This window comes from Streptomyces sp. NPDC046925 (assembly GCF_040644915.1).
GTDB lineage: Bacteria > Actinomycetota > Actinomycetes > Streptomycetales > Streptomycetaceae > Streptomyces.
The window spans coordinates 393,056-418,364 of the sequence record NZ_JBEYWZ010000006.1 but is presented as its reverse complement, the minus strand read 5'-3'; the positions used below and the strand labels follow the sequence as shown (position 1 = coordinate 418,364).

At 68.0% G+C, this 25,309-nt stretch carries 20 protein-coding genes; 9 read left to right on the top strand and 11 right to left on the bottom strand.

The window, feature by feature from the left end:
- Nucleotides 1-213: 213 nt before the first annotated feature.
- Nucleotides 214-1,596 carry a hypothetical protein gene (locus ABZ906_RS26290; RefSeq protein WP_361386503.1) on the top strand — a complete coding sequence of 461 codons (1,383 nt, stop codon included), beginning with the start codon at nucleotides 214-216 and terminating at the stop codon, nucleotides 1,594-1,596.
- On the opposite strand, the gene ABZ906_RS26285 is transcribed toward ABZ906_RS26290, so the two are convergent.
- The 3 genes from ABZ906_RS26285 to ABZ906_RS26275 form a co-directional block, all read right to left on the bottom strand.
- A complete protein-coding gene (locus tag ABZ906_RS26285; RefSeq protein WP_361386500.1) occupies nucleotides 1,593-2,495 on the bottom strand; it encodes an aminoglycoside phosphotransferase family protein in 903 nt (300 codons plus the stop codon). The two genes, ABZ906_RS26290 and ABZ906_RS26285, sit on opposite strands and share 4 nt — an antisense overlap.
- Nucleotides 2,492-2,944 carry a GntR family transcriptional regulator gene (locus ABZ906_RS26280; RefSeq protein WP_361386497.1) on the bottom strand — a complete coding sequence of 151 codons (453 nt, stop codon included), beginning with the start codon at nucleotides 2,942-2,944 and terminating at the stop codon, nucleotides 2,492-2,494. The genes ABZ906_RS26285 and ABZ906_RS26280 overlap by 4 nt, the downstream gene beginning before the upstream one ends.
- Before the next feature lie 119 nt (nucleotides 2,945-3,063).
- On the bottom strand, nucleotides 3,064-3,627 hold the full coding sequence (locus ABZ906_RS26275; RefSeq protein WP_361386494.1) for a hypothetical protein: 564 nt from the start codon (nucleotides 3,625-3,627) through the stop codon (nucleotides 3,064-3,066).
- Between the two features lie 366 nt (nucleotides 3,628-3,993).
- Between ABZ906_RS26275 and ABZ906_RS26270 the strand changes: the two genes are divergently transcribed.
- Together ABZ906_RS26270 and ABZ906_RS26265 are read left to right on the top strand one after the other, a co-directional pair.
- Nucleotides 3,994-4,614, top strand: a complete 621-nt coding sequence (locus ABZ906_RS26270) for a hypothetical protein (protein WP_361386491.1) — start codon at nucleotides 3,994-3,996, stop codon at nucleotides 4,612-4,614.
- A 9-nt stretch (nucleotides 4,615-4,623) separates the two neighbouring features.
- The gene (locus tag ABZ906_RS26265; RefSeq protein ID WP_361386488.1) at nucleotides 4,624-5,640 is read left to right on the top strand and encodes a hypothetical protein; all 1,017 of its coding nucleotides are present in this window, start codon (nucleotides 4,624-4,626) and stop codon (nucleotides 5,638-5,640) included.
- Nucleotides 5,641-6,229: 589 nt separating this feature from the next.
- Here the strand turns inward: ABZ906_RS26265 and ABZ906_RS26260 are convergent.
- The 5 genes from ABZ906_RS26260 to ABZ906_RS26240 are packed head-to-tail and all read right to left on the bottom strand — an operon-like array spanning nucleotide 6,230 to nucleotide 12,005.
- A complete protein-coding gene (locus tag ABZ906_RS26260; RefSeq protein ID WP_361386485.1) occupies nucleotides 6,230-7,465 on the bottom strand; it encodes a styrene monooxygenase/indole monooxygenase family protein in 1,236 nt (411 codons plus the stop codon).
- A 32-nt stretch (nucleotides 7,466-7,497) separates the two neighbouring features.
- Complete coding sequence (locus ABZ906_RS26255) at nucleotides 7,498-8,127, bottom strand: ATP/GTP-binding protein (protein ID WP_361181493.1); 630 nt, start codon at nucleotides 8,125-8,127, stop codon at nucleotides 7,498-7,500.
- A complete protein-coding gene (locus ABZ906_RS26250) occupies nucleotides 8,108-8,512 on the bottom strand; it encodes a DUF742 domain-containing protein (protein WP_361181495.1) in 405 nt (134 codons plus the stop codon). The genes ABZ906_RS26255 and ABZ906_RS26250 overlap by 20 nt, the downstream gene beginning before the upstream one ends.
- Nucleotides 8,509-9,033 (bottom strand): roadblock/LC7 domain-containing protein, encoded by a 525-nt coding sequence (locus tag ABZ906_RS26245; protein WP_361181497.1) that lies wholly within the window; start codon nucleotides 9,031-9,033, stop codon nucleotides 8,509-8,511. The genes ABZ906_RS26250 and ABZ906_RS26245 overlap by 4 nt, the downstream gene beginning before the upstream one ends.
- A gap of 8 nt (nucleotides 9,034-9,041) precedes the next feature.
- Nucleotides 9,042-12,005: a nitrate- and nitrite sensing domain-containing protein gene (locus tag ABZ906_RS26240; protein WP_361386482.1), complete on the bottom strand. Its 2,964-nt coding sequence runs from the start codon at nucleotides 12,003-12,005 to the stop codon at nucleotides 9,042-9,044.
- Between the two features lie 357 nt (nucleotides 12,006-12,362).
- On the opposite strand from ABZ906_RS26240, the gene ABZ906_RS26235 reads away from it, so the two are divergent.
- Complete coding sequence (locus ABZ906_RS26235) at nucleotides 12,363-13,208, top strand: hypothetical protein (RefSeq protein WP_361386479.1); 846 nt, start codon at nucleotides 12,363-12,365, stop codon at nucleotides 13,206-13,208.
- Nucleotides 13,209-13,301: 93 nt separating this feature from the next.
- Here the strand turns inward: ABZ906_RS26235 and ABZ906_RS26230 are convergent, their stop codons facing one another.
- On the bottom strand, nucleotides 13,302-13,820 hold the full coding sequence (locus tag ABZ906_RS26230; protein WP_361181501.1) for a MarR family transcriptional regulator: 519 nt from the start codon (nucleotides 13,818-13,820) through the stop codon (nucleotides 13,302-13,304).
- Between the two features lie 279 nt (nucleotides 13,821-14,099).
- Between ABZ906_RS26230 and ABZ906_RS26225 the strand changes: the two genes are divergently transcribed.
- Nucleotides 14,100-14,942: a lysozyme gene (locus ABZ906_RS26225; RefSeq protein WP_361386476.1), complete on the top strand. Its 843-nt coding sequence runs from the start codon at nucleotides 14,100-14,102 to the stop codon at nucleotides 14,940-14,942.
- An 81-nt stretch (nucleotides 14,943-15,023) separates the two neighbouring features.
- Here the strand turns inward: ABZ906_RS26225 and lon are convergent, their stop codons facing one another.
- The gene (lon, locus tag ABZ906_RS26220; protein WP_361386473.1) at nucleotides 15,024-17,438 is read right to left on the bottom strand and encodes an endopeptidase La; all 2,415 of its coding nucleotides are present in this window, start codon (nucleotides 17,436-17,438) and stop codon (nucleotides 15,024-15,026) included.
- Between the two features lie 93 nt (nucleotides 17,439-17,531).
- Nucleotides 17,532-18,338 (bottom strand): rhomboid-like protein, encoded by an 807-nt coding sequence (locus ABZ906_RS26215; protein ID WP_361386470.1) that lies wholly within the window; start codon nucleotides 18,336-18,338, stop codon nucleotides 17,532-17,534.
- Between the two features lie 179 nt (nucleotides 18,339-18,517).
- Here ABZ906_RS26215 and ABZ906_RS26210 point away from each other — a divergent pair, with 179 nt between their 5' ends.
- The 4 genes from ABZ906_RS26210 (at nucleotide 18,518) to ABZ906_RS26195 (ending at nucleotide 25,199) form a co-directional block, all read left to right on the top strand.
- Complete coding sequence (locus ABZ906_RS26210) at nucleotides 18,518-19,222, top strand: spermidine synthase (protein ID WP_361181509.1); 705 nt, start codon at nucleotides 18,518-18,520, stop codon at nucleotides 19,220-19,222.
- A 65-nt stretch (nucleotides 19,223-19,287) separates the two neighbouring features.
- A complete protein-coding gene (locus ABZ906_RS26205; protein WP_190081978.1) occupies nucleotides 19,288-20,028 on the top strand; it encodes a response regulator transcription factor in 741 nt (246 codons plus the stop codon).
- A gap of 13 nt (nucleotides 20,029-20,041) precedes the next feature.
- Nucleotides 20,042-21,127 carry a HAMP domain-containing sensor histidine kinase gene (locus ABZ906_RS26200; RefSeq protein WP_361181511.1) on the top strand — a complete coding sequence of 362 codons (1,086 nt, stop codon included), beginning with the start codon at nucleotides 20,042-20,044 and terminating at the stop codon, nucleotides 21,125-21,127.
- A 259-nt stretch (nucleotides 21,128-21,386) separates the two neighbouring features.
- Nucleotides 21,387-25,199 carry a multifunctional oxoglutarate decarboxylase/oxoglutarate dehydrogenase thiamine pyrophosphate-binding subunit/dihydrolipoyllysine-residue succinyltransferase subunit gene (locus tag ABZ906_RS26195; protein ID WP_361386466.1) on the top strand — a complete coding sequence of 1,271 codons (3,813 nt, stop codon included), beginning with the start codon at nucleotides 21,387-21,389 and terminating at the stop codon, nucleotides 25,197-25,199.
- Nucleotides 25,200-25,309 lie beyond the last annotated feature (110 nt).

Sequence of the window (25,309 nt, the reverse complement as noted above, 5' to 3'; positions counted from 1 at the left end):
GGTTTCCGCGTCGTCAAGCGCTCCGGCTTTTTGATCTGGAACCCGCCTGCCTTGCGGCGGTGACTCAAATATCGCCAAGGGGAAGGGACTTCAGGAGGGTGTACTCGGGGGTGCAGTCGTGCACCCCCGTGGGCGAAGCCTCCGCACTCATGCCTTGACCTGCGTAGAGTGACGGTGCGTCAAGCTGAGACTTCTGCCGATCCTGGGGGACCCGTGGCAGACCGGAACGCCAGACTGGCCGCGTTGATGAATGAGGGCGGCTTCTCACACAAGTCGCTTGCCCGCGCGGTGATCCTCGCGGCGACACGATCCGGCGTGGATATCAGTTGTGACCACACCTACGTGAGTCGGTGGCTCAAGGGCTCCATACCGCGCGGGGACATGCCGCGCTTCATCGTCGATGCCATCGGGCGCAAGCTTGGGCGCCAACTCTGCATCGACGATGTCGGGATGGGCGACGCGGCCGTGAATGCCGTACGGCCTGAGCTGGGTCTCGACTTCGCGGACCGCCCGGAGACCACCACATCCACCGTGGCAGACCTCTGGCGCGCCGACCTCGCCGAAGCCGAGCCGCTGGTTCATGCCCTACCGGACTCGGCCGCGTGGAACGAAGCGTCTGTGCGATGGCTTGTAGCGCCGCCGGACGGCGAACTGACGCGATCGGGCAACCGCTCGGTCGGAGCGGTCGACGTCGACATGGTGCGCTCGACTGCCGACGCGTTCAGCATGCTCGACGGCAAGTTCGGTGGCGGCCATGCCCGGCGTGCACTGATCCAGTATCTCCACACGGATGTACGCCCCATGCTCGACGGCAAGTACTCCACCGGCGTCGGCCAGCAGCTCCACTCGGCCGTAGCCGAAGCGCTCATGCTCGCCGGATGGATGTCGTACGACAGCGGCTTGCACGGCATCGCTCAGCGCTACTTCATCCAAGCCCTGCGCATGGCTCAGGCCGCCGGTGACCGACTGCTCGGGGGAAGCATCCTCTCCGCGATGAGTCACCAAGCAACCTTCGTCGGTCGGTATCGCGAAGCCGCGACGCTCGCACGTGCGGCATTCACGGGGCCAGCCGGAAGCCTCACACCACAGATGTCCGCGCAGTTCCACGCGATGGAAGCACGGGCACTCGCGCGCCTCGGTGACGACCGGAACTGTGACCTCGCCCTCGCCGAAGCCGAACGCCAACTCGCTAAGCGCACCCCGGACAGCGATCCGGCGTACATCGCCTACTTCGACGAGGTGGAGTTGGCGGCAGAGTTCGGGCACTGCTTCCGCGACCTTGGCCGATCCGTTCAGGCGACGGAACGCGGGGCAAGCGGCATCTTCGGCGACGGCCTGAACAACCGCAGCGACTTCTTCGTGACCTTGGTACAGGCAGAGGCGTACATCAACCAGGGCGAAGCCAGCCGCGGATTCGAAATCGCGTTGAGCGGGCTGCAACTCGGTGAGGGGCTGAAGTCGGCACGCTGCGTGCAATACGTGCGGGAGTTCCAAGGCCGCATCACGGGCAGCATGCAGCGGGCCGCAGAGTTCCGCGACTTCGCCGAACAAGCCCGTGGCTTCCGCCTCTGGCAACAGGTTGGTGACCAGTCCTAGAAGGGCGCCCAATCACGGCGCGAGCCGTTAGAACGCAGTGTCTCCACGCGCTTCTCGACTTCCTCGGCAGCACGGGGATTCGTACCAGCGTTCTGCGAGAGCCACGTGACCATGAGCAGCTCGCGGATACTGCGGAGCACGGCGTACCCGGACCACTCCCGCACGTCGAAGCCGTAGCCTGCGACGAAGTCGGCGTACTCGGTTTCGGTGTGCCATCCGAAGCTGTCGTAATACATCGCCGTCTGCATCAGGTCCCACTCGCGCGGGCCCGTGACGAAGCCGTCCAGGTCGATAACCTTCGGTCGGCCGGCCGCGTCACGCAGGACGTTCCCGACGTTGAAGTCACCGTGCAGAGGCCCCGTCGGGAGGGCAAAGGGCAGACGATCGTACTCAGCCGTCAACTCCCCAGCCATTGCGCTCAGATACGCACGCGTGCTGTCAGAGATAACCGCTCGCTCCAGACGCTCCGTAACCTTGTCGAAGGGGCGCAACGGTGGCAAAGAAAAGGGCGGCGGCTCCAGTTCGTGGAGCCGCCGCAGCAGCGCGCCCATTTCCCCCGTACTCGCGTACGTGTCTCCGTCTGAGAGACCTTCCCAAAAGGTCACCGGGTGGCCCTGAATGACGACCGGCTGTTTGGCTGCCGTAACGAGTCGCGCCGCCGGATACCCCTCGGCCGCGAGCCATTCCGCCACGGCCACTTCCCTCTGCACAGAGGTGCGCCGATCGGGACTCCGGCCGACCCGGGAAACGATACGGCCGCCGTCCAGACGGAACACCACGTGGTCGCCGAACCGCACCATCTCGATTCCGTCCGGGTCCACGTCCGCGACCTCGCACGCCTTGCGCAGGATGGCGCCCGCCGCGTCAGCGTCAAACTCGGTTCGTTCAGTCGTCGTCATGCCGTCTGTGTCCCCCGTCCGACCGGCAACGCACGTACTTCCCGCCCTCGCGCGACACCCTTGCCGATGAGTCCTTGCCCCTCCATCTGCGCGATGGCAGAACGCACAGCCGTCCGCGACGCTCTGAACCTCTCGCACAGTTCCTTCTCGGTCGGGAAGCGGTCACCCACCTTGACCTCGTCGGCCCGCAACAGGTCAGTCACCCTTTCGACCAACGGCCGACGGTCACCGGTCCCCGCCACGAACCACCCGGCACCCTGTACCGACTCGATGACGCCCTCCGCCTTGAGCGCGGCAAGCGCCCGCTCGATGGTGCTGCGGCTCACGGTGTACTCGCTGACGAGTGCCGACTGAGATGGCAGTGCCTCAGCGATCTCGCCCTTCCTGATCTTCTCGCGAAGAGATTCCGAGACCTCCAGGTACGTACCTCGCGGACTACCCTGCGGCACGTGGCCTCCCCTTTCTCTGCTTCGCCGGCGCCCTGGTGGGCGCCTCACGGATTCAAGTTTTCCACGTACGCCGCGACTGACTGACGGTCTCGTATGCGGTGCCACTCTTCGATGCGCGGCTAGCGGTGCGGCCGACCAGCGTCGGCACGGTTATCGTCGTTCCAGATGTAGACGCCGAAGGTGCCTGATCCGTACCAACTCTCGGGCCCGACCTCGGCCGTGAGAGACGGGTACTCGCTGATGAGCTCCCAAATGTCGGCCGAGTCCACTTGCTCGTACGGCTGGTTGAAGACCAGAGCGGGCCTACCGGTGGTGCGGGAAAGCCACGTAGTCGTGTGGTCGTAAAACCCCGGCCTGCCGTGGCACTCCCTCTTAGCGCAGCGACCCTTGTCGAGCCAGTGGAGCCCCGATTCACACCCCGTGTTACCGCTCTTGACGTCGTGTTGGTCCGCCCAGCTCAGCAAGTCCGCGCGCATGTGAACGTAGACGTTCGGGCCGTACGGCCACTCCACGCCGTCTGCGTGACGGTCGAGGACGCCCTGGGCACGGTCATCCAGAGAGCTAAGCAGTTCCTTCTGGGCGGTGCTCTGGCATCGCCAGCACCACCACTTCGCATCACTCATCCCAGAGCCGAAGAACAGTCCCTCCCCGGACGACCGTCCACATCCTTCGCAGTCGTACATGTCTTCACACCTTCGCTTCTCGTCGAGCCCGGCTCACAACCACGCGCATAAACCGGGTATGAGCTGGGCCTTTGCCTGAACTCCTCCCAGTCACGAGCTTTAGCATCGCGCGTGGCGCGCTTCTGCGGACCCAAAACCACGTAACTGATCGCATTCCATGGCACGACCGGCTTTCTTGCGCTGCTCGTTGCCACCTTTGCCCAACGCCCGGACGGCACCGCCGTCGGTTACCCCAGCGCACACACCCTATGTGCGTCAAACCTTACAAATGTCACATATAGAATAAATAGATCATGCGCTCCCTAGCGAGTCACCAGACCATACGCTGCAATCTCCGACTCTGAACGAGCAAGGCAGGAGATGGCTATGCATACGTGGGAAACGCGCCTTGTTGTACGCATCGCGGAGAACCCGACCCACTACCCAACCGCAGCCTTCACTATGGAGATGGGGGAGAATGCGTTCGGAGGGGATGAAATTCTTGAGCAGTTGCACAAAATTGCGTCTCTCGACGGCAAGCTAGAGTTTCCGGAAATGCACCAACTCTCCGGACGTGAGAGTCAAACAAACTGGGGCGCGTCAGGATCTTTCGCTGAATACGTCATCGAAATTTCAGCCAACATCCTTTCTACCGCAGGAGCAGCAGGAGTGGGCCTTCTTGTGCACAAGGCATTCTCAAAAATTCGAGCCAGAAATGACTACCACCCTGAACCTTTAACCCTAGAGGCAGCTCAGAATCTCCTGAAGGCGCACATCTCACTCCACTATGACATCCCCCATGAGGAGTTGACGGAAAAAGAGTCTACGTCATCCCTGACCGATGGGGCTTTCACGATTGTTTTCTTCTCTCCCGACGGGGCTGAATATGGAGGAAGCGTGGGCGGAGAGGATCCCCTACAGTGCACCAAGGTGTGGCGTAAAAACTCAGGCCCAGCAATTCGACCCGAGTATCGCTACATCACAGATGATACCGGCGACATCGCTTAAAGGAGCACGATGAATTTCAACGAATTCCCCTACTGGCACGAGCGCGATTTAGCCACAGAGGTCGATAGATGCTTCCTATGTGGCTGCTACTTGAACACAGAAAACAAGTCCCTTGAACATGTTTTCCCCAAGTGGCTGCTCGACCGATACGGCATACGGAAGACTAAGGTTCAGCTACTGAACGGCTCGGTAATCACTTACGACAAGCTCCTTATTCCTTGCTGCAAGCAATGCAATAATCAACATCTCTCTAAAATTGAGGTCGACGTCTCCGCAGCTTTCAAGTACGGAAGGGCCGGCGTACAGACCTTGTCAAAAGACGCACTGTTCATCTGGGTGGGTAAAATTTACTACGGCCTAATGTATCGCGAACTGACGCTCAGATCGGACATTCGCAACCCAGGTTCGGAGAGCATCATGGATCCGGAGTTTCTTCGAATGTTCTCCAGTCACCACTTGCTCCTCCAGCACGCTCGCGGATTAGTCAATTGGCGGACGGGTTATTCACCCGCATCATTCCTCCTCTATGACTGCCAGGAGTCAACAGGCAATGCGCGCCTGAATTTTGACTATTTCGATGTTGTGACCCTCCCCTTCCTTGCCTTGCGGATTGGCAAGGTCGGCGTTATCTGCTGCCTACAAGATTGGGGGAGGCTAGAGAATTACCAGGATGACGAGCTTCTCGTGCGGGCGCAGGCAGCCGAACTACATCCTCAACAATTCCGAGAGATTGCAGCGAGAGCCGCATACGCCATTTCGCTTCTCGGCACAAAGGTCTCTCATATACCGGTGTACGGTCCATCATCTGTAACTGTCCTCGATCCAAAACTTACCGACTACTTCGGAGAAGCACCAAAGCCCGAAGATGACCCTGCTTCATATGCCGCATTGCTCGCTACAGCTCTGCGGCAGCCCATTGAGGATGTCCACGACGGCATAACCACCCTATCCCTTCTGGATGATCAGGAAGGCGGCATCTTACGGCTGCCTTGGTCAGTTGACGAATGGAAGCGCGTCCATCTTTAGATACGGCGGTTCTTCACGCGACACTAAATCTATTGGTGGCTAGAATTCCAAGACCTTTGCGCCTGGTCGTCTACGCTCCTTTCTGAGCCAAGCCTGCGGGAGCTAGAGACCGGACCAGAAGAGCCAGCTGGCCGCGACCTGTCGCTGTCTCTGCCATCTACGCCAGCGTCAGGGCATTCACCTCGCCCTCGGGAGGTAGCGGATTCGCGAGCTGCACGTGTCGGCCCCGCGCCCGTGCCGTACCGGCCTAGCCCCGCCTAGAGGACACATCGAGGGCACAACAGTTTCAGGCGGGTTCAACGGCAGCCAACGCCAGCAAACGCTGTTTGACCTGGTCAGCGGCTTCCCTTGACAGTCTCCGCAGAGAATGCGCGAAGGGGCAGCTCCCCGCACAGGGTGCTGCCCCTTCTTGGTGAACCGGTCCCGACACCGCATCGTTGCCCGCCAACCCACAGCCGGAATCCCGAACAGGGGGCAGGAGCCGCAGCTCAGCCGAGCGAAAGTCGGGCCGTCTCTGGGCCGTCAAAGGGCGGCCCACGATGGCCAACGACGACCAAGGACGACGACTACACCGCAGGTCAGAAGACCGTCAGGCGCCGGAGATAGAGGCCAGGTACGCCCCCGTCTTCTCCGGCTCATAGAAGAAGTTCTCGAAGTCCGCCGGGTCGTTGAAGCCGTTCGCGAAGCGGTCCGCCGCCGGCTGGAGCTGGCCCGCCGCGCCGATCAGGTTCAGGACGTGCTCCGGCGGCGGCGACAGCATCGCGTTCGTCCACTTGGTGACGTGCTGCGCCGTCTCCCAGTACCGGTCGAACGTGGACTGCATCCACTCCTCGTCGAACGGCTTGTCGCCGTGGGAGACGATCGAGGAGAGGTACGCGGCGGCGCACTTGGACGCCGAGTTGGAGCCCTGCCCCGTGATCGGGTCGTTCGCGACGACCACGTCGGCGACGCCGAGGACGGCCCCGCCGCCCGGCAGCCGCCCGATCGGATTACGCACGGTCGGGGCGTAACGCCCGGCCAGCGTGCCGCCCGCGTCCGTCAGCTCGACCTTGGTCGCCCGCGCGTACTCCCACGGCGTGTACTTCTCCATGAGCTCCAGCGTCAGCGACAGGTGCTCGGAGGGGTCCTTGACCCCCTTGAAGACGTCGAGCGGGCCGCCGGGCACACCCTCCCAGAAGAGGATGTCCGCACGTCCGGACGTGGTCAGCGTCGGCATGACGAAGAGCTCGCCCACACCCGGCACGAGGTTGCACCGCACGGCGTCGAACTCGGGGTGCTCGGGCCGTACTCCCATCCCGTGGACGTACGCGACGGCGAGCGCACGCTGCGGCGCGTCGTACGGGGAGCGCGAGGCGTCCCGCTCGAACATCGAGACGAGCTCGCCCTTGCCCGCGGAGACGAGCACCAGGTCGTAGGTGCGGGAGAAGTAGTCGAGGTCCGAGACCGCCGCGCCGTGGATGACCAGCTGGCCGCCCCGCTGCGCGAACGTCTCCATCCAGCCCGCCATCTTCACGCGCTGGTCGACGGACTGGGCGAACCCGTCCAGCTTGCCGACCCAGTCGACGACGCGGGAGGAATCGGGGCCCGCGACCGAGACGCCGAGGCCCTCGATCTTCGGCGCCTGCGACTCCCAGAAGTTCAGCTGGAGGTCGCGCTCGTGCTGCAGTGCGGTGTGGAACATGCACTGCGTGGACATCACACGGCCGGACCTGACCTCGTCCGCCGTGCGGTTGGACATCAGGGTGACCTCGTACCCCTGCGACTGGAGTCCGAGAGCTATCTGGAGCCCGGCCTGACCGGCTCCGACGACGAGTATCTTCCGCATGCGGCAACTTCTCCTACTGCTCAAGCAAAAAACTATTCGGGGGATGCTTCAAGGGCGTGGCCCACCAGCGAGAGCAGCGACTCGATCACCGAGATCCGCTGCCGCGCGTCCATGATCAGCACCGGTATGTGCGGCGGGATCGTCAGTGCCTCGCGGACGTCCGCGGGCTCGAACTCCTCGGTCCCGTCGAAGTGGTTGACGGCCACGATGTACGGAAGACCGCAGCTCTCGAAGTAGTCGAGCGCGGGGAAGCAGTCGGGCAGCCTGCGGGTGTCGGCGAGGACGACGGCGCCGATCGCGCCGCGCACCAGGTCGTCCCACATGAACCAGAAGCGCTGCTGCCCGGGCGTACCGAAGAGGTAGAGCACCAGGTCGTCGTCGAGCGTGATCCGGCCGAAGTCCATGGCGACCGTGGTCGTGGTCTTGTCCGGGGTCGACGTGAGGTCGTCCGTGTCCTCGCTCGCCTGCGTCATCAGCGCCTCCGTCTGGAGGGGCGTGATCTCGGAGACGGCCGTGACCAGGGTCGTCTTGCCGACGCCGAACCCGCCCGCGACCACGATCTTCGTCGCGATCGGGGCCCGGGTACGGTCCGTCTGCCAGGCTTGGAGGTTCTCGTCCGGGTCGGGGCCCGGGTGACGCAGGTCAGAGACGGCGGAGGCCACTGAGCACCCTTTCCAGCAGCGCGCGGTCCGGCTGTCCCGGGCCGTGGCCCGTTCCGTACACGCGGATCTTTCCCTGGTCTGCGAGGTCGCTGAGCAGTACGCGGACCACGCCGAGCGGCATCTTCAAAAGCGCGGCGATCTCCGCGACCGTACGCATACGGCGGCAGATCTCGACGATGGCCCGCATCTCCGGCATGACGCGGGCGATGGCATTGCCCTGCGGCAGTTCGCGGCGCTCCTCGGGAGCTTCGAGGGCGGCCACGAACGTCTCGACGAGCAGGACGTGACCGAAGCGGGTGCGGCCGCCGGTGAGCGAGTACGGGCGTACTCGGGCGGGTTTGCGGTCGCCGCCCCGCTGGGGCAGCTTGCCGGGCTTACTGCTCATCGGACGCTCTCCATCGACTGGCGCAGCTCACTGCGGAGTTCGGGGGTGAGGACATGCCCGGCGCGGCCGACGAAGAGCGCCATGTGGTACGCGACGACGCTCATGTCGCAGTCCGGGGTGGCGTGCACGCCGAGCAGCGAACCGTCACTGATCGACATCACGAAGAGGCTGCCCTCCTCCATGGCGACGACGGTCTGCTTGACCGGTCCGGAGTCCATCAGCTTGGAGGCGCCGATACACAGGGAGCCGAGGCCGGACACGATGGTGGCGAGGTCCGCGCTCGAACCTCTGGGGCCCGAACTGTTGTCGACCGCCTCTTCGTTGTTCCGAGCGGGGTCGGAGGAGAGCAGGAGCAGTCCGTCGGAGGAGACCACCGCGACCGAAAGCAGGCCCGGCACCTCCTCGACGAGGTTCGTGAGCAGCCAGTGCAGGTTGCGTGCTTCGCTGCTCAGTCCGAACCCGACGGATCTCTCACCGGCGGTGGAAGTACTGCTTCCGGTGGAAGAACCGGGTGAGCGCATGGGCGCAGTCAACTACTTGCCTCCTCGACTGTGTCCCCCATGTTGTTTTCGGTCCCTGCGGTCTCTGCGGATTCAGCGGTGTGTTCGCCGCGTTCGTTCAGCTCGGCCTCGACGTCACGGCGGCCGCTGATGGCTCCCTGGTGGAAGCCGCCGAGGCGCTTGCGCAGCGCTTCGGCGTCGACGGAGCCGCCGCGCGCCTTGGGCACGGCGGGCTCGGGCGCGGTGATCTTGGGCGTGCGCTTGGGAAGTCCCTTGTCGGTCACGCGCTCCCACTTGGGGGCGGGGGCCGGCTCTTCCCCGGGGGCGGGTTCTTCCTCTTGGGCGGGCGCGGGCTCTTCTTCCCGCTGCGCGCCGGGTGCCGGGGCCTCGGGGACTGCCGGAGGGGTCAGCTCCATGGTCGTTTCGGGCGAGGCCTCGGGCTCGGGCTCGGGCTCGGGGACAGAATCCGGCTCGGGGCCGGTCTCAGGTTCCGGCTCCGGCTCCGCGTCGGCTTCCCGTACCGCGTGCTCCGCGGCCGCGATCAGCGGATCCTCACCGGCCGCCACGGCGACCGTGCCCGACGCGCGCCCCGGCAGCACATTGGAGTTCGCCTCGGCCTCGGAGCCCGGCAGATGCATCGCGGGCGCCGCTCCGGCGACCGGAACACCCACCGGCGGCGTCCCCACCGCGGGCGCGGCGGCCAGGATCGACTTCGGCAGGACCACGACGGCCGCGATGCCGCCCTGCTTCTGCTCGCGCAGCCGCACCCGCGCCCCGTGCCGCGCGGCGAGCCGGGCCACGACGTAGAGGCCGAGCCCGAGCCCGTCCCCGCTCTCCTGGTCGTACGCGTCGTCCGGACGGAAGTCCGCGAGGCGGGAGTTGAGCTCCTCCATGCGGTCCGGCGTGACACCTATGCCCTCGTCCTGCACGGAGAGCATGACCTCGCCGCCCTCCAGGAGCCAGCCGGAGACCTCGACGGAGGCGTCCGGCGGCGAGAACGAGGTCGCGTTCTCCAGGAGCTCGGCGACCAGGTGGCTGATGTCGTCCGCGGCGAAGCCCGCGACGTGCGCGTGCGGCGGCAGGGTGGCGATGCGTACCCGCTCGTACCGCTCGATCTCGCTGACGGCGGCGCGTACGACGTCGACCAGCGGGACCGGGCCGGGGTGCTGGTGGCCGTGCTCGGCACCGGCGAGGACCAGGAGGTTCTCGCTGTGGCGGCGCATGACCGTGGCGAAGTGGTCGAGCTTGAAGAGCGTGGCGAGGCGGTCGGGGTCCTGCTCGCGCTCCTCCAGGTTCTCGATGACGGCGAGCTGCCGTTCCACCAGGCCGAGGGTGCGCAGGGCGAGGTTCACGAACGTGCCGTGGATGGACTGGCGCACCTGCTCCAGGTGGGCGGCCGCCTCGGCGAGTTCGGCGCGCAGCTTCTCGCGCTCGTCTGCCATGGCCTGGCGCTTGCCGATGAGGTGCTTGCGGTCGGCTTCGAGCGTGGTCAGGCGCTCGGTGAGGGCGGCCGCGTGCTCGTGCAGGGCGTTGACGGACCGTACGACCTGGGCGAACTCGTCGTCGCGGCCGGTGAAGCGGATGGGCTCCTGCGGCGCGGGCTCGGTGGCGAGGCGGGCCGAGCCGATGCGCAGGACGGCGAGCGGCCGGGTCAGGCTGCGGGCCATCGCCATGGAGACGCCGACCGCCACGAGCAGCGTGACGCCGACGAGCGCTATGCGGATCTCGAGGGCCGTGACGTCCTCGTCGCGCAGGTCGGCGAGGTCCTTGGTGCGCTGCACGATGAGCGCGGACTCGGCGCCGCGCATCATCTCGATGCGGGCGGAGAGCGCGGTGTCGATCTTCTTGCGGTCGTAGCCGCGCTCGGCGGTGGAGAGCGTGGGCTGGTCGGTGAGGCGGGAGAGGTACTTCTCGGCCGTCGTCACCTCGCTGCCCGTGACCGTCGAGTCGTACGTGCCGCGGGCGCCGTCCGTGGCCGCGTCCCGGAAGTCGGCGACGGCGGCCTGTCCGCGGATGTGGGCCTGCTGGCCCGCGGCGCTGAGGGCGTCACGGGCCCGCGCCGCGGCGGGCGACTCGTCGACCACTGTGGTGGGCAGGCCGGTGACGGGGTCGACGGAGGTGCTCGTCTCCGTGGAGCGCGGTACGGAGAGGGCGGCCAGGAGCAGGCCGCGGGCGCTCGCCGCCTGTTCGACGGCGTGGTCGAGGTCGGAGAGGGCGTAGCCGCCGGAGCCCGCGCGGGGCGGGGTCTGCTCGGCGAGTTCGCGGGTGAGGCCGTGCAGTTCGGTGATGACGGCCGAGTACGCGGTGTGGGCTTCCAGAGCACTGCTCTTGCCGGTGAGCGCCGCTCGGCGTACGGCACCGATGTCGGCGAGGTCCTTGCGCAGGGCCGCCGGGGCGTCGGCCGTGCGCAGCTCGTCGATCTGGCGGTCGACGCGGGCGCTGCGGCTCTCGGAGAGCCCCTGGCCCTGCGGGCGGCCCGCCGCGATGAAGGAGGTGACCTCGTCGCGTTCGTCGGCCAGCGAGTGGCCGAGGGACACGGCGTCCCGCGTGTGCTCGGCGAGGGTCACCAGACGCTGCGCGTCGCTCAGCTGCCCGGAGGCGGCGACGATGGCGGGCGCTCCGGCACCGGCTATCGCGGCGGCCACGACGGCGACGGCGACGATCAGCCGATTGCGTACGCGCGCGGTGGGCTTGGAGTTGACGGACTTCGCGGGAGCCGGGGGCTTCGAGGGGCCTTTGCCGGCGGGGTTCGCCGCGGGCTTCGGTCCGTCAGGAGCCGTCACGCCGGGGGCGTTCGGCTCTCCCGCCGTGTTCTCGGGCGTCGGGTTTCCCGGCGTCGGGCTGCCCGGCGTCGGGTTCCCTTGCGTCGGGTTCTCTCCCGCCGTGTGCTCGGGCGTGCGCTCTGTAGGAGTGGTCGCGCCCGGCGTGGCTCCTTCGGGAGTCGTCTGCTTGCCCTTGCGCCCAGGCCGCATCTTCTGCACCGGTGCTCGCATTCTTGTTTTTCGTCTGCCCATGGGCCCGGGTGACGATTCGTCAACGCACGAGCCCCCCGGTACGGCTCCAGACCCTTCCAGTGCCGATGGGTGGCAGTCGTGCATCACATGCCTGGCCACCCGAAGGAGTGAACATCGGCGGGGAGTTGGCGAGCAAGTCCCGGCCGGGGCCGAAAGTCTCCGCCGCGGAGCGCCGGTTGGACGTCGACCGCAGGCTTTGGCAGGATGCGCCGCCACACGCGGCTGGAAGCGATCATTCCGACTGAAATCCGGCGTCTGACCTGCTGGTCCGGGTCAACCCCCGGCTTTTTTGCGGCTCTCGGAGGACCTTGTGAAGGCCTCGTGCAGACTGGCTGAATGCGCATCGAACTGGCCACCGAGCCCGGAGACCCCGCACGCCCCAACGAGGACTATGCGGCGGTCATGCTTCCCGCATCCGGACAGGGCGGATCGCTCGTCCTTCTGGACGGAGTGACTCCGCCCGCCGGGGACGTCGGCTGTCTGCATTCCGTCCCGTGGTTCACCGCGCGACTCGGGGGCGCACTGGGGGAACTGTCCGTTTCACGACGGGATATGACGCTCTCCGGGATTCTCGCGGCGGCAATCTCGCGCACCGCCGACGCCCACCGCCAGACCTGTGACCTTTCTCACCCGCGCACCCCTCAGGCAACCGTGGTTCTGGTGCGTTGGGACGACGAGCAGGTCGAGCACCTGGTCCTGTCCGACTCCGCGCTCCTCCTCGCAGGCCCGGACGGCCAGGTCACCCCGGTGCTCGACGAGCGCCTCGCGGAGCTGCCGCCGAGGATCGGTGAGCTGCGCGCCGCGGTCCGCGCACTGCCACTGGGTTCCGCCGAACGCGCGGAGGCGGGCCGGGGGTACGGCGCCGCGGTCGAGGCGCTGCGGAACGCCGAGGACGGTTTCCACACCGCCGCCGCGGATCCGTCGGCGGCGGCGCGGGCGATCACCGGTATGTCTCCGCGTACCGAGGTTGCCGCGGTGGCCGCCCTGACGGACGGGGTCGGCCGCTGGGTCGAGGTATTCCGCCAGGGCGACTGGGCGGAGTGCTTGGCGCTCCTGCGCAAGGAGGGGCCGCAGCGCATGGTGGACCGGGTAAGGGAACTGGAACGAGCGGACCCCGAGGGCACGGCGCACCCTCGCGGGAAGCGACACGACGACGCGGCTGTCGTTTACGCGGAGTTGTGACTCCGAGCAGCGCCGGGCCCTCACGACGTTGCCTGCGGGTCCCTCGTGGCTGAGCGCGCAGTTCCCCGCGCCCCTTCGGGGCCCGGCGGCCCCTCAAGACTCCGGGGACTCGTTCAGCTGCCGCAGCAGGCGGGCCAGTTCCGCCACCTCCGCCCGGTCCCACCCGGCGAGCTTGCGCACGTACTGCTCCCGCCGGCCCGCCCGCACCGTACGGAACCGGGTCGCGCCCTCCGCCGTGAGGTGGACCAGCCAGGCGCGCCCGTCCGCGGGATCGGGCTCGCGGGCGACGAGCCCGAGCTCTTCCAGGGCCCGCAGCTGACGGCTCATCGTCGCCTTGCCGACGCCGATGTACGCGGCGAGATCCGTGGCCCGCTGCGGGCCCGAGTCGTCGAGGCAGACCAGGAGTCCGTACGCGGCGGGCTCCAGGTCGGGGTGGACCTGGCGCGCCATCTCGCCGGACGAGGCCCGCGCCCGGCGCAGGAGCAGCGTCAACTCCCGCTCCAGGGAGAGGAACTCGCGGTCGACAAGGCGTTCCACGCCCTCTCCCCGCACACCCTCCCTGTTCACGTCGGATCCACCGTGGTTCTCGCCCTCGTGCACTTCAGCACCCATGGCACGCTTTCTTTTCCGGATCAGGCAATTTTTCCGCCCCGCACGGCGGCAGAGGCCCGCGTCGGCCCATCGCCGCAGCTCGACCAGTATTTCGTAACGCCCTGTGCTCCCACTCCGCGGACGCCGCCGCAGGAGTAGACCAACGGCAGGCACCGGACCCTCTTCCCGGGCGCGGGTCTACGTGCGTAGCGTCGTGCGTGACATGTTCACACCACAACATGTCGGCAGGTCCCCCCACGAGCTCCATCGAGCTCAACCGAGGCCTACGGAGGCACGCTCATGCCCGTGCACAGACCCGGAACGCCCCGCCGCTCCCGCTGGTCAGCGGCCGCAGTCCTGCTCTCAGTCCTCTCCGCCCTCTCCCTCCTGCTCACGCTGCCGGGTGCCGCACAGGCCGCCGGCGGCGACGACGTACCGGTCCGCGGCACGGCCCGCATGGGCCAGGGCGTCATCGAGCACGACGGGCAGGGCAGTCTGCCGCCCGGCGGTGACGCCGTACAGACCGAAGGCGTCGACGTCAGCAGCCACCAGGGCAACGTCGCCTGGTCGACGCTCTGGAACAGCGGCGTGAAGTGGTCCTACGTGAAGGCCACCGAGGGCACGTACTACAAGAACCCCTACTTCGCCCAGCAGTACAACGGCTCGTACAACGTGGGCATGATCCGCGGCGCCTACCACTTCGCGACGCCCGACACGACGAGCGGCGCCACGCAGGCCAACTACTTCGTGGACAACGGCGGCGGCTGGTCGCGCGACGGCAGGACGCTGCCCGGCGCGCTCGACATCGAGTGGAACCCGTACGGGGCGGCCTGCTTCGGCAAGTCCCAGTCCGCGATGGTCACCTGGATCCGTGACTTCCTGAACCAGTACAAGGCGCGCACCGGACGCGACGCGGTGATCTACACGGCCACCAGCTGGTGGAAGCAGTGCACCGGCAACTACGGCGGCTTCGCGGCCAACAACCCGCTCTGGATCGCCCGCTACAACACCTCTCCGGGCGAGCTGCCCGCCGGATGGGGCTTCCACACGATGTGGCAGTACACCTCCACGGGCCCGACGGTCGGGGACCACAACAAGTTCAACGGCGCGCTCGACCGGGTGAAGGCGCTCGCCAACGGCTGAGCACCCCCTCGCCGCCCCGGTGCGCACGAGGGCCCGGAACCCTTCCCGGGGTCCCGGGCCCTCACGCACCGGCCGCCTCCGTCACGCGGCGGCCGGAATCCTCACCTCGGCCTCGGTCAGCGCCAGGTCGAGCACCTGACGGACATCCGTCACCGGGTGCACGTCCAGCTTCTCCAGGATCTCCGCCGGGACGTCGTCCAGGTCCGCCTCGTTCCGCTTCGGGATGATCACCGTGGTGATCCCGGCGCGGTGCGCGGCGAGCAGCTTCTGCTTGACGCCGCCGATCGGCAGGACGCGCCCGGTCAGCGAGACCTCACCGGTCATGGCCACGTCCGTCCGGACGAGACGGCCGCTGAGCAGCGACGCGAGGGCGGTCGTCAGCGTGACGCCCGCGCTCGGCCCGTCCTTGGGGACGGCGCCCGCCGGGAAGTGGACGTGGACGCCCCGCTCCTTCAGGTCACCCACCGGAAGCTCCAGTTCGGCGCCGTGCGAGCGCAGGAAGCTCAGCGCGATCTGCGCCGACTCCTTCATGACGTCGCCGAGCTGGCCGGTGAGGGTGAGCCCGGAGGCTCCCGTCTCCGGGTCGGCGAGCGACGCCTCCACGAACAGGACGTCACCTCCCGCGCCGGTGACCGCGAGGCCGGTGGCCACGCCCGGCACCGCCGTGCGCCGCTCGGCCGGGTCCTGCGCCGACTCGGGCACGTGGTGCGGGCGCCCGATCAGGCCGCGCAGATCGTCCTCGCCGACGGTGTACGGCAGCTCCTGCTCGCCCAGTTCGTGCTTGGCCGCGACCTTGCGGAGCAGCCGTGCCACGGACCGCTCCAGGTTCCGTACGCCCGCTTCCCGGGTGTACTCCCCCGCGAGCTTGCGCAGCGCGCTCTCGTCCAGGGTCACCTCGTCCGTCTCCAGACCGGCCCGCTCCAGCTGGCGCGGGAGCAGGTGGTCGCGGGCGATGACGACCTTCTCGTCCTCGGTGTATCCGTCGAGGCGCACCAGCTCCATGCGGTCGAGCAGCGCCTCGGGGATGGATTCCAGGACGTTCGCCGTGGCCAGGAAGACCACGTCGCTCAGGTCGAGCTCGACCTCCAGGTAGTGGTCGCGGAAGGTGTGGTTCTGCGCCGGGTCGAGGACTTCGAGCAGGGCCGCGGCCGGGTCGCCGCGGAAGTCGGAGCCCACCTTGTCGATCTCGTCCAGGAGCACCACCGGGTTCATGGACCCGGCCTCCTTGATGGCCCGCACGATGCGTCCGGGCAGCGCACCCACGTACGTACGACGGTGTCCGCGGATCTCCGCCTCGTCGCGTACGCCGCCGAGCGCGACCCGCACGAACTTGCGGCCCATGGCGTGCGCGACGCTCTCGCCGAGGCTCGTCTTACCGACGCCCGGAGGGCCCACCAGGGCGAGGACCGCGCCGCCGCGACGGCCGCCGACGACCCCGAGGCCGCGGTCGGCGCGCCGCTTGCGCACCGCGAGGTACTCGGTGATGCGCTCCTTCACGTCCTCCAAGCCCGCGTGTTCGGCGTCGAGGACGTTCTGGGCGCCCTTGATGTCGTACGCGTCCTCGGTCCGCTCGTTCCAGGGCAGTTCGAGGACGGTGTCCAGCCAGGTCCTGATCCAGGAGCCCTCGGGCGACTGGTCGCTGGAGCGCTCCAGCTTGTCGACTTCCTTGAGGGCGGCCTCGCGCACGTTCTCCGGGAGGTCGGCGGCTTCGACGCGGGTGCGGTAGTCGTCGGACTCCTCACCGTCCTGCTCGCCGTTGATCTCGCGCAGTTCCTTGCGCACGGCGTCGAGCTGGCGCCGCAGCAGGAACTCGCGCTGCTGCTTGTCGACGCCTTCCTGTACGTCCTTGGCGATGGACTCGGCGACGTCCTGCTCGGCAAGGTGCTCGCGCAGCTGTTCGGTGGCGAGCTTCAGGCGGGCCGCCGGGTCGTCGGTCTCCAGGAGCGCGATCTTCTGCTCGGTGGAGAGGAAGGGCGAGTAACCGGAATTGTCGGCAAGGGCGGAGACGTCGTCGATCTGCGTGACGCGGTCGACGACCTGCCAGGCCCCGCGCTTCTTCAGCCAGCTGGTGGCGAGGGCCTTGTACTCCTTGACCAGCTCGGTGACAGCGCCGGGCAGAGGGTCGGGCACGGTCTCGTCGACCTTGGTGCCCTCCACCCAGAGCGCGGCACCGGGGCCGGTCGTCCCGGCGCCGATGCGCACCCGGGAACGGCCGCGGATGAGGGCGCCGGGGTCTCCGTCGGAGAGACGGCCGACCTGCTCGACGGTGCCGAGGACGCCGGTCGCGGCGTACGTACCGTCGATGCGCGGAACAAGAAGGACCTGCGGCTTGCTGCTCCCACGGGAGCGTGCGTCCGCCTGGGCTGCCTCCACGGCGGCACGCACATCGGCGTCGGACAGGTCGAACGGAACCACCATGCCGGGCAGGACAACCTCGTCGTCGAGCGGCAGCACGGGCAGCGTGAGTGGTGTGGACGCTGTGGACTCAGAAGCCATGATCTCCCCTTCGGCATTCAAGTTGAGCTATGTGGACTCAATGCTCGTGAGTCCATGAATGTTCCCCGGGGGATGTTCGCTGTGAGCGATCGCTTAAATCTGCGGGTCGGACGCGTACGAGCGACGCCGCAGGAGCGGCCACGTGGCGACACCGATCGACAGGGCGAGCAGATGGCCCCAGTTCGTCATCGGGTCCGTGAAGGCGATCAGGTCGTCGATGAGCATGCCGCCGAAGCCCGCGAGAACCAGCCACCGCAGCCACGGCCTGAAGAGCCCGGCCAGGGCGCCGACGCTCGCCGCGACACCGAAGCTGATCCCGTAGTCGAGGCGGTGCAGGGAGCTGTCGGGCAGATGACCCGCGAGCACCGAGAGGCCGACGGGGACCTCGGTCGCGAGGGTGGCCACGACATGGCCGAGCAGGAAGACACCGGCCGTGCGCAGCGGACCTATGCGGCGCTCCAGGGCCGTGAGGACAAGGAGGAAGCCGATCGCGTACGGCGACGCGATGCCGCCCGCGATCCACAGCGCACTGGCCACCAGGACGAGGAACGGCTCCTGCGTCAGATGCGCCACGTCCGTGCTGGAGTGCCGGTGCAGGGCCGAGACGAGCGCCGGGTCCGCGTACTGCGCCAGGAGCGAGGTCAGGGCGAGGACCGCGGCGTAGCCGAACGTGAAGGGCGTACCCACGGGAGTGGGCAGCAGGCGCCAGGGGCGCAGCCGGCTCAGACGGCCCATCCGGCCCGGACGGCCGAGACGGACGCCCTCGACCGCGGTAGCCGCGCACTCCGCCCCGGCGGGGGCGGCCGGCTCTCCGGGCTTCCGCTGGCGCGGGATGCCGTCGAGGCCGGGCGGGGCGGTCTCCTCGGGTGCCGCGGGGGCAGCCGACGCACTCCGGTTCACGCTGAGGCGCTCCTTCTGTCCACTCCACCCTCGGGCGACTTTTCGGGCGTTGTCTATGACCGGAGCCACGTGAGACGCGAATCACATCAACCTCACAGGTCACACGCGCGTCCGGGGTCGCGGAGCGCGCATCCGGAGTCTTCCCCCGCCCCTCGCCGCGCACCCATACGCTGTCGACCATGCACACCCAGACCACCGCCCCCGTCGTCATCGACCGGCGCGAGGGGCCGTACGGCGAAGTCGTACTGCGGCGCCACGGTGCGCTGCTGCAGATCATCGCCAACGGCTGTTTCCTCATGGACACCTCGGACGGCCGCTCGGAACGACTGCTCGTCGACGCGGCGTACGACGCCCTGGACGGCCGTCCGGAGCCCGCGCTGCTGATCGGCGGGCTCGGGGTCGGCTTCTCGCTTGCCCACGCGGCCGCCGACCCGCGCTGGGGCCGTATCGCCGTCGTGGAGCGGGAGCAGGCCATCATCGACTGGCACCGGGCGGGCGCGGACGCCCCGCTCGCCGGACTGTCGGGCCCCGCGCTCGCCGATCCCCGTACGGAGATCCTGCACACAGATCTTCTGGTCCATCTGTCCGGCCCCGGGTCCGGCGTCGGCACCACGGAAACCTACGACGCGCTCTGCCTGGACATCGACAACGGCCCGGACTGGACGGTGACGGAGGACAACAACTCCCTCTATTCTCCCGCCGGTCTGGCGGCCTGTCAGGCTCACCTCAACCCCGGCGGAGTGCTCGCCGTATGGTCCGCCCAGCCCTCGTCCGCTTTCGACGACGCTCTACGGAATGCCGGATTCCAGGCGGTACGGACGGAAGAGATCGCCGTTGCCCGAGGCGTACCGGACGTGGTTCATCTCGGCGTAAGGGCTGCGTAGCCGAGGTGCCTTCGCGACCCGTACTCTGCTGCACGAACACAAGCGATCAGTGTCAGGGGCGGGCGATGGAGCAGACACACACCTCCCACAACGGTGCGACGGCGGCGATGCCAGGCGCCCAGCGCCGGGTTCTGGTGGTCGAGGACGACCCGACGATCGTCGACGCCATCGCCGCCCGGCTACGCGCCGAGGGTTTCGTAGTGCAAACGGCGATGGACGGTCCTTCGGCGGTCGACACCGCACAGGCTTGGCAGCCCGACCTGCTGATCCTGGACATCATGCTGCCGGGCTTCGACGGGCTTGAAGTGTGCCGTCGGGTACAGGCCCAGCGTCCGGTTCCCGTCCTCATGCTGACGGCCCGCGACGACGAGACGGACATGCTGGTCGGGCTCGGCGTCGGCGCCGACGACTACATGACCAAGCCGTTCTCTATGCGGGAGCTCGCGGCCCGCGTGCACGTCCTGCTGCGCCGGGTCGAGCGGGCCGCGCTCGCCGCGACCACGCCGCGCAGCGGGATCCTGCGGCTCGGCGAGCTGGAGATCGACCACGCCCAGCGGCGCGTCAGGGTCCGCAGCGAGGACGTGCACCTGACGCCGACGGAGTTCGACCTCCTGGTCTGCCTGGCCAACACGCCGCGTGCGGTCCTCTCCCGCGAGCAGCTGCTCGCCGAGGTCTGGGACTGGGCGGACGCGTCGGGCACCCGGACCGTCGACAGCCACATCAAGGCACTGCGCCGGAAGATCGGCGCCGAGCGGATCCGTACGGTGCACGGCGTCGGGTACGCCCTGGAGACCCCGACCCCGTGAGGCGGGCCGTCCGATGAGTGGTCCCTTCGGCGGCCTGCGGCCGTTCTCCATCAAGACCAAGCTCGGCATGCTGGTCGTCGTCTCGGTCTTCATCACCACCGGCCTGCTGATGGTGGCCATGAAGACACAGACCGAGCTGCGGTTCATCACGGTCTTCTCGGTGATCGCCACACTGCTGATCACGCAGTTCGTGGCGCACAGCCTCACCGCGCCGCTCGACGAGATGAACTCCGTCGCGCGCGCCGTCTCGCACGGCGACTACACGCGCCGGGTGCGCGGCGCCGACCGGCGCGACGAGCTGGGCGACGTGGCCACCACGATCAACCGCATGGCGGACGATCTGGAGGCCCAGGACCAGCAGCGCAAGGAGCTGGTCGCCAACGTCTCGCACGAGCTGCGCACCCCCATCGCGGGCCTGCGCGCGGTCCTGGAGAACGTCGTCGACGGAGTCTCCGCCGCCGACCCGGAGACCATGCGCACGGCCCTGAAGCAGACGGAGCGCCTGGGGCGGCTCGTGGAGACCCTGCTCGACCTCTCCCGCCTGGACAACGGCGTCGTGCCGCTGAAGGCCCGCCGCTTCGAGGTGTGGCCCTACCTGTCGGGCGTCCTGAAGGAGGCCAACATGGTCTCCTCCGCCCGCGCGGGCATCGCGTCGGGCTCCGGCAGCCACACGCGCACGGACGTGCACCTGCACCTGGACGTCACGCCGCCCGAGCTGACCGCGCACGCGGACGCCGAGCGGCTCCACCAGGTCGTGGCCAATCTCATCGACAACGCGGTCAAGCACAGCCCGCCACACGGCCGCGTCACCGTACGCGCCCGGCGCGGCCTGTACCCCGAGTCCCTGGACCTGGAGGTCCTTGACGAGGGCCCCGGCATCCCGGAGTCGGAGTGGCACCGGGTCTTCGAGCGCTTCAACCGCGGCAGCCACACGAACAGCCCCCCGCAGGGCCCCGGCAGCGACGGCGGAACCGGGCTCGGGCTCGCCATCGCGCGCTGGGCGGTCGATCTGCACGGCGGGCACATCGGCGTGGCCGAATCCCCTCGCGGCTGCCGCATCCAGGTCACTCTTCCGGGCCTGCCCGACGTACGAGGTTGACGTAGGGTTCGAAACGGAAGCGATTCGCGGGCGCATCGGAAGCGCGCTCGGGTGAAGCCGCCGCGCAGGGCAGGGCCCGCGCGGCCATCTCGCGTTGCGGAACCTCGCTTGTTTCCCGCCAATTCTGCCGCCGAAACCTTCCGTCCGATGTGACTTACGCGACGGATGACGGGGCCGGTCTGCACCTGGCGGCAATGGAGGCGTAGCCTTAATTCCCGCTGTCCATCACCTTGTGAAGCGGAAGAGGGCGGTTACCGCCGTGTCGTCACAGTCCCCCAGTAGCTCGAGCATCTCGACCGACCAAGACGGTCAGGGCAAGGACCCTGCTGCTGCCTTCGGTCCCAATGAGTGGCTCGTCGACGAGATCTATCAGCAGTACCTCCAGGACCCGAATTCGGTCGACCGAGCCTGGTGGGACTTCTTCGCCGACTACAAGCCAGGAGCAGCGGGCGCATCACCTGCCGCTGCCCCGGCCAAGCCGGCGGGTGACGCAGCCGCGGGGGCTGCGGCCACCACGTCCCCCGCAGCTCCTGCCGCACCCGCGGCCGCTCCGGCGGCCCCCGCGAAGCCCGCCGCGTCCGCCGCGCCCGCAGCCCCTGCTGCGAAGCCCGCGGCTGCCGCACCGGCCCCCGCCGCGAAGCCCGCGGCCGCGAAGCCCGCCGCCAAGGCGGAGCCCGCGGCCCCCGCCGACACGGCCCCGGCAGGACCCGAGTACGTGACGCTGCGCGGCCCCGCCGCCGCGGTCGCGAAGAACATGAACGCCTCGGTGGAGGTCCCGACGGCCACGTCGGTCCGCGCCGTCCCGGTGAAGCTGCTCTTCGACAACCGCATCGTCATCAACAACCACCTCAAGCGCGCCCGCGGCGGGAAGATCTCCTTCACGCACCTCATCGGGTACGCGATGGTGCAGGCCATCAAGGCCATGCCGTCGATGAACTACTCCTTCGTGCAGAAGGACGGCAAGCCGACGCTGGTCAAGCCGGAGCACGTGAACTTCGGCCTCGCCATCGACCTCGTGAAGCCCAACGGCGACCGCCAGCTGGTCGTCGCGGGCATCAAGAAGGCCGAGACGCTGAACTTCTTCGAGTTCTGGCAGGCCTACGAGGACATCGTCCGCCGCGCTCGCGACGGCAAGCTCGGCATGGACGACTTCACGGGTGTGACGGTCTCGCTGACCAACCCCGGCGGCCTCGGCACGGTCCACTCGGTCCCCCGCCTGATGCCCGGACAGTCGGTCATCATGGGCGTCGGCTCGATGGACTACCCCGCGGAGTTCCAGGGCACCTCGCAGGACACCCTGAACAAGCTCGGCATCTCGAAGGTCATGACGCTCACGTCGACCTACGACCACCGGGTCATCCAGGGCGCCGCCTCCGGCGAGTTCCTGCGGATCGTCGCGAACCTCCTCCTCGGCGAGCAGGACTTCTACGACGAGATCTTCAAGGCGCTGCGCATCCCGTACGAGCCGGTCCGCTGGCTCAAGGACATCGACGCCTCGCACGACGACGACGTCACGAAGGCCGCCCGCGTCTTCGAGCTGATCCACTCCTACCGCGTCCGCGGCCACGTCATGGCCGACACGGACCCGCTGGAGTACAAGCAGCGCAAGCACCCCGACCTCGACATCACCGAGCACGGCCTCACCCTGTGGGACCTGGAGCGCGAGTTCGCGGTCGGCGGCTTCGCCGGCAAGTCGATGATGAAGCTGCGCGACGTCCTGGGCGTCCTGCGCGACTCGTACTGCCGCACCACCGGCATCGAGTTCATGCACATCCAGGACCCGAAGCAGCGCAAGTGGCTCCAGGACCGCATCGAGCGCACCCACGCCACGAAGCCCGAGCGCGAGGAGCAGCTGCGCATCCTGCGCCGGCTGAACGCCGCCGAGGCCTTCGAGACGTTCCTCCAGACGAAGTACGTCGGGCAGAAGCGCTTCTCCCTGGAGGGCGGCGAGTCCGTCATCCCGCTGCTCGACGCCGTCATCGACAGCGCCGCCGAGTCGCGCCTGGACGAGGTCGTCATCGGCATGGCTCACCGCGGCCGCCTGAACGTCCTGGCGAACATCGTCGGCAAGTCGTACGCCCAGATCTTCCGCGAGTTCGAGGGCAACATGGACCCCAAGTCCATGCACGGCTCCGGCGACGTGAAGTACCACCTGGGCGCCGAGGGCACCTTCACCGGCCTGGACGGCGAGCAGATCAAGGTCTCGCTCGCCGCGAACCCGTCCCACCTGGAGACGGTCGACCCGGTCATCGAGGGCATCACCCGCGCCAAGCAGGACATCATCAACAAGGGCGGCACGGACTTCACGGTCCTGCCCGTCGCCCTGCACGGTGACGCGGCCTTCGCGGGCCAGGGTGTGGTCGCCGAGACGCTGAACATGTCGCAGCTGAGGGGCTACCGCACCGGCGGCACGGTCCACATCGTCATCAACAACCAGGTCGGCTTCACCGCCGCCCCGGAGTCGTCGCGCTCCTCCATGTACGCCACCGACGTGGCCCGCATGATCGAGGCGCCGATCTTCCACGTGAACGGCGACGACCCCGAGGCCGTCGTCCGCATCGCGCGGCTCGCGTTCGAGTTCCGTCAGGCGTTCAACAAGGACGTCGTGATCGACCTCATCTGCTACCGCCGCCGCGGTCACAACGAGTCGGACAACCCGGCGTTCACGCAGCCGCTGATGTACGACCTGATCGACAAGAAGCGCTCGGTGCGCAAGCTCTACACCGAGTCCCTCATCGGTCGCGGCGACATCACCCTGGAAGAGGCCGAGCAGGCCCTCCAGGACTTCCAGGGACAGCTGGAGAAGGTCTTCACGGAGGTCCGCGAGGCCATCTCGCAGCCCGCCGAGGCCGAGGTCCCGGCGCCCGAGGCCGAGTTCCCGGTGAACGTCGACACGTCGATCACCCAGGAAGTCGTCAAGCGGATCGCCGAGTCCCAGGTCAACATCCCCGACCGGGTCACCGTCCACCCGCGTCTGCTGCCGCAGCTGCAGCGCCGCGCGTCGATGGTCGAGGAAGACACGATCGACTGGGGCATGGGCGAGACCCTCGCCATCGGTTCGCTGCTCCTCGAAGGCACGCCGGTCCGGCTCTCGGGCCAGGACTCGCGCCGTGGCACGTTCGGCCAGCGTCACGCGGTCCTCATCGACCGCGAGACGGGCGAGGACTTCACGCCGCTCCTGTACCTCTCCGAGGACCAGGCCCGCTACAACGTCTACGACTCGCTCCTGTCCGAGTACGCGGTCATGGGCTTCGAGTACGGCTACTCCCTGGCCCGTCCCGAGTCCCTCGTGATGTGGGAAGCGCAGTTCGGTGACTTCGTCAACGGCGCGCAGACGGTGGTGGACGAGTACATCTCGGCCGCCGAGCAGAAGTGGAACCAGCACTCCGGTGTCACGCTGCTGCTCCCGCACGGCTACGAGGGCCAGGGCCCGGACCACTCGTCCGCCCGCATCGAGCGCTTCCTCCAGCTGTGCGCGCAGAACAACATGACGGTCGCGATGCCGACCCTGCCGTCGAACTATTTCCACCTCCTGCGGTGGCAGGTGCACAACCCGCACCACAAGCCGCTGGTGGTCTTCACCCCGAAGTCGATGCTGCGCCTCAAGGCGGCGGCCTCGAAGACGGAGGAGTTCACGACGGGTGGCTTCCGCCCGGTCATCGGCGACGACTCGGTCGAGGCGTCGGCGGTCCGCAAGGTCGTCTTCTGCTCCGGCAAGCTGTACTACGACCTCGAGGCCGAGCGGAAGAAGCGCGAGGTCACGGACACCGCGATCATCCGCATCGAGCGTCTGTACCCGCTGCCGGGTGCCGAGCTCCAGGCGGAGATCGCCAAGTACCCGAACGCCGAGAAGTACCTGTGGGCGCAGGAGGAGCCGGCGAACCAGGGGGCATGGCCCTTCATCGCCCTCAACCTCATCGACCACCTGGACCTGGCGGTCGGCGCGGACATCCCGCACGGCGAGCGCCTGCGCCGCATCTCGCGCCCGCACGGCTCGTCCCCGGCGGTCGGCTCGAAGAAGCGCCACGAGCAGGAGCAGGAAGCGTTGCTGCGCGAGGTGTTCGAGGCGTAAGCCCGAGCGGTCCGTTAAGTCGGTGGGCCCGGCTCCTGGTGCCAGTCACCCGGGGCCGGGCCCACCGCCGTACCGGCTTATCCTGAACGTACCGAACACATCGTTCGTCC